The 3,635-nt window shown below is 54.9% G+C and carries 2 protein-coding genes and 2 pseudogenes; all 4 read right to left on the reverse strand.

What is annotated here, in order from left to right; all coding sequences use genetic code 11:
- A pseudogene (locus AWB78_RS49660) lies at positions 1–623 on the reverse strand (DDE-type integrase/transposase/recombinase); the annotation flags it as partial.
- 142 nt (positions 624–765) lie between these two features.
- The gene (locus AWB78_RS41780) at positions 766–2,286 is read right to left on the reverse strand and encodes an OTU domain-containing protein (RefSeq protein WP_157697881.1); all 1,521 of its coding nucleotides are present in this window, start codon (positions 2,284–2,286) and stop codon (positions 766–768) included.
- A 496-nt stretch (positions 2,287–2,782) separates the two neighbouring features.
- Positions 2,783–3,064, reverse strand: a complete 282-nt coding sequence (locus AWB78_RS41785; protein WP_232478120.1) for a hypothetical protein — start codon at positions 3,062–3,064, stop codon at positions 2,783–2,785.
- An 85-nt stretch (positions 3,065–3,149) separates the two neighbouring features.
- Positions 3,150–3,296: pseudogene (locus AWB78_RS48050) on the reverse strand (IS6 family transposase); the annotation flags it as partial.
- Positions 3,297–3,635: the final 339 nt, after the last annotated feature.

The following is a 3,635-nucleotide window of genomic DNA, read 5'->3' on the forward strand; positions in this document are numbered from 1 at the left end:
AAACACCTCGAAGTACAGCTTCTCGTCGAGTTCGGACAGTTCACGCTGGGCAGCGGTGTTCAGCAGTTCGTTGGCCAATGTCGAGAGGACGCGATAGTTGCCCAGTGCGTGTTCGCACAGCGTGTGGCGCAGCGGCGGCGTCATCAGTTGCGGCGCGCCCGCGCTGGCGAGCAGGTGACCGAGGCAGGGCAGCAGATCTTCGGCTGACGCCTTCTCGGTCGCCAGGCGTTTGGCTGCGGCTTGTCACGGCGACTCTGCACCAGTATGTTGAGTACGGCACCGTGTCCTGATCGACCGCACGCCACAACCGCTTTTTGCCGTTGATCGTCACCACAACCTCATCAAGAGGCCACTTGCCGCCGCGCGCCAGCGCCGTCAAACGGATACGTTTGGGGATTGCCAAACCGAACACTTCGTCGCCCAATCGCACATGGTCATGGTCTAATACGTCAGCCTGATACCGCGTGCAACCAGGATCTCTTCGAGCATACGCAGGCTCAGCGGAAGCGATAGTACAGCCACGCCGAGTCGCTGATGATGTCGGGCGGAAATCGATAAGCCTTGAACGAGATCGACGCATCATCGGCCGACGGTGAAGCGGTCGTGGAAGTTTTCCATTCAATCCACCGATCTCGCAACAACCTGACAATGCCCAGATAGGATATTTGCGGGCAACCTCACTCAGACTATGGAGTTACTTTTTGTTGAGAGCTTATCTGAGCGTGATTCGCTTGCCTGACTTGAATTGACGAACGAGGTGTTGATCTAGGTATTTTCCATCTCATTGGCCTGCTCAAATAAATCGGACAAGCCAGCCGACGTGCAGGTTATTTTTAGCCGCTCAAGTGGCTGTTCCGGCCATTCCCCTCTCTCGGCAAGGACGACGCCGAGTTCCTGCAGGAACTGACCAAATGCACGTGACAATTCGGGAAGCTGACCAGTTTTGCTGGCGTCTCGGTTCGCAATGGTTGCCATCCTCCCGATGGCAATCAGCGAAGAGTCGAGCGATTTATCCCCATTAATGGCGTATGCCAAGCCGCAGATGCCGGGTAGGGTATGAAGCTTATCCTGTTTTTGTGCAATATCTATTCGATTTTGAATTTTTTCCTTAAACTCGTTAAAGCTTTTGTATGTAGTAGGATCGATTTTAGAATATCGTGTTTCTGTAATTTCACCAGGCATACTGTATCGTGACTTCGGGATTTCGGATCGTTCAAATGCGACGGTATTGCCCAAGTCCATCGGTTCCACCCCAACGACATGATTGCCCTGATTCCAGAGTTGCACCTTTTGGGACGGGCTGGGCTCATGTGACTGAGCAGATATGGAACTGTAGGTGTTCAGTGCCAGCGGTGGATACCCCTCACAGATCTGTATCAGTTCCTTGGTGGCGTCGTGCTGGTTGGCCGCATGGAGTAGTTGCCTAATCTGGTCCCACGTGGTGGTATCAGGATCGTTCAACGCGGCTTCGGCGTTAATCTGGTCTTCGAGATTGTAGATCTGGTTCAGCCTGTCGTGGATCCGCTCCACCACTGACTCGTTTATGACATATTTGTCGGGGTTGGCGATCCCTACGGTCAGTGTGACAGGCTTTCCGAACTCCTCGCTGGCAATCTGAGCAATAGCTTGCGCTGTGGCACCGTCAAGATGGATCATGCCCGTCTCGCCTGCGAACTCCTGACGGTGGTTGAACGCTTCGCGCATCAGCTGCGCATACGTCTGGATGGCCTGTTCCCGGTCTTCCTGGTTCATAGCGCGATCTACCAACTGGGCGGCGATGGAGTAAAACACGCAATTGTCCCCACTGCCCGGATTATCAACGACTTTGTAACCGTTTCGCTCCAGCTCCCCTTGGATATGCTCATTGACGCGCTGCGAGCATATTGCGTCAAAATCCCGAAGGGATCGGTCTACGTGTAGATTGTTGGTTGGTTGGCTCGGGTCCATGCCCGTAGCGTTCGCGAGACTTTGTTTACTTTCCGTTATGGCCTGTTCGAGTGCCGCTTCGTCGGCGCGGTCCAAGTCTGAATCAGACTGGGCCTCGCATTGTTGTTTCGTCAAAAAAAACTTCGTCTCGATGCTGCAGGTTTGTGAGCCCTGCAGTACGGTTCCGGTGGGGCACGTTGGCTGGCTTTTCCTCGCCTGGAGACTAGACCGTATCTCATTTAGCGCGCCCAGCGCTGCCAATCCGGCTCCTTTTCGACGCGACGGCTGCGTGCTGCCGTTGGTACGCGAATAGCTGCTGCTGAAATCGGCGTTAGAGGGCGGGATAGGAGTCGTTTTCATGGAGTTTACGGTGATCGGCCGGTGGCGAAGAAGATGAGGGAGAAAAACGCTCTGCGCGACAGGTTAGCAGGTAAGCGACGGCGGCGGCGGAATTGTGAGCAATATTCACCTATGCTCACAATTGGTTGAATTGCCGGTTTTGATCGCGATAAGGCGCTATTAACGGATCGGGGTGAACCGTTCATACTTTAAACTATTGATGATTCGACGGGGCATAATCACTGATCTGCGGCGTTGTCTTCGGTGCTGAGGGCGGCGTACGGCATAAGTCAGGGATGGCTCGACTAGCTCGCAGGCGGAAGCAATCGCGAACAATCGACATGGTCGAACCCGCTGACGGGCAGAACCCAATTTAACTGCTGGTCACATTTGACATGAAGCGAATTGCCGAATTCATCATGCATTACTAATCAAAGAAAAGGCTGGAGGGCTATCTCGTTTGGCCCCGCAACGAAGCAGCGCCTCCAACCCTCCGGTGTCGTCGGCCGTTATGTGATCAATTCGAGGTGCCGCGCGCCGTCGGGGACGCGTCGACGACCAGCCGGCGATCAAACGTCGCGAGCGTGCCGCGATGCGCGCGCGCGTGCAGATAGGTATCGGCAACTTGATCTGTCGCAAGGATCCGGTTCGCATCGACGTGTTGTAGATCGAGCAGGCTCACGTCGTCAGCCCAGAACTCGTGGCTGGGATGTGCTCGCAATTGTGCCGCGAGTGGTGCGACAGCGGCCGGCGTCTCGAGCGTGTTCGGATAACGCGGATTGCCGATGATGCGCAGCATGCCGTTTTCGGTCAGTGGACAAGTGACCCAAGCTGCGTGTCCGACTTGGCCGAACCATGCGTGTGCCGCCTCACGTTGCGCGCTCGATACCGCGCGCAGCCAAGATCTCTTCGACCATACGCAGGCTCAGCGGCAAGCGATAGTACAGCCACACAGCATAGCTGATGACGTCGGGCGGAAATCGATAACTCTTGAACGAGATCAACGCATCGGTCGATGGTAAGGCGGACATGGAAGCGTTCTTCATGCAACATTATATCCGCCGACCGCGCAACAACCTGACAATACCCTCGATGCTTGTGATTGACGGACATTGCTGCAAGGTACGCTTCTCAACTTCGCTTAGCTTGATGATGCACTTCATGGAACGCGGTTCGAGTTGGCGTCCTTACTCAACGCCTGAACTTCCAAACCGTTTACCCGGAACACTTATTTCAATCGTTGGCGAAATGGTGTGTCCAGCTAAGGAACGAGTGAGAAATAACTTCCCGGCAGTGCTGGGTGGTGGGAAGCGGCACTGTTAAGATGCAATGGATCCGGAGGATAGACGATGCAGGCTGGTTACAGGGCT

It is taken from the genome of Caballeronia calidae (assembly GCF_900044055.2).
Classification (GTDB): domain Bacteria; phylum Pseudomonadota; class Gammaproteobacteria; order Burkholderiales; family Burkholderiaceae; genus Caballeronia; species Caballeronia calidae.

Excerpts from the sequence above, each read along its gene's own strand:
- AWB78_RS41780 (WP_157697881.1), bottom strand. The coding sequence starts at position 2,286 with ATGAAAACGACTCCTATCCCGCCCTCTAACGCCGATTTCAGCAGCAGC.
- AWB78_RS41785 (WP_232478120.1), bottom strand. The coding sequence starts at position 3,064 with ATGCTGCGCATCATCGGCAATCCGCGTTATCCGAACACGCTCGAGACG.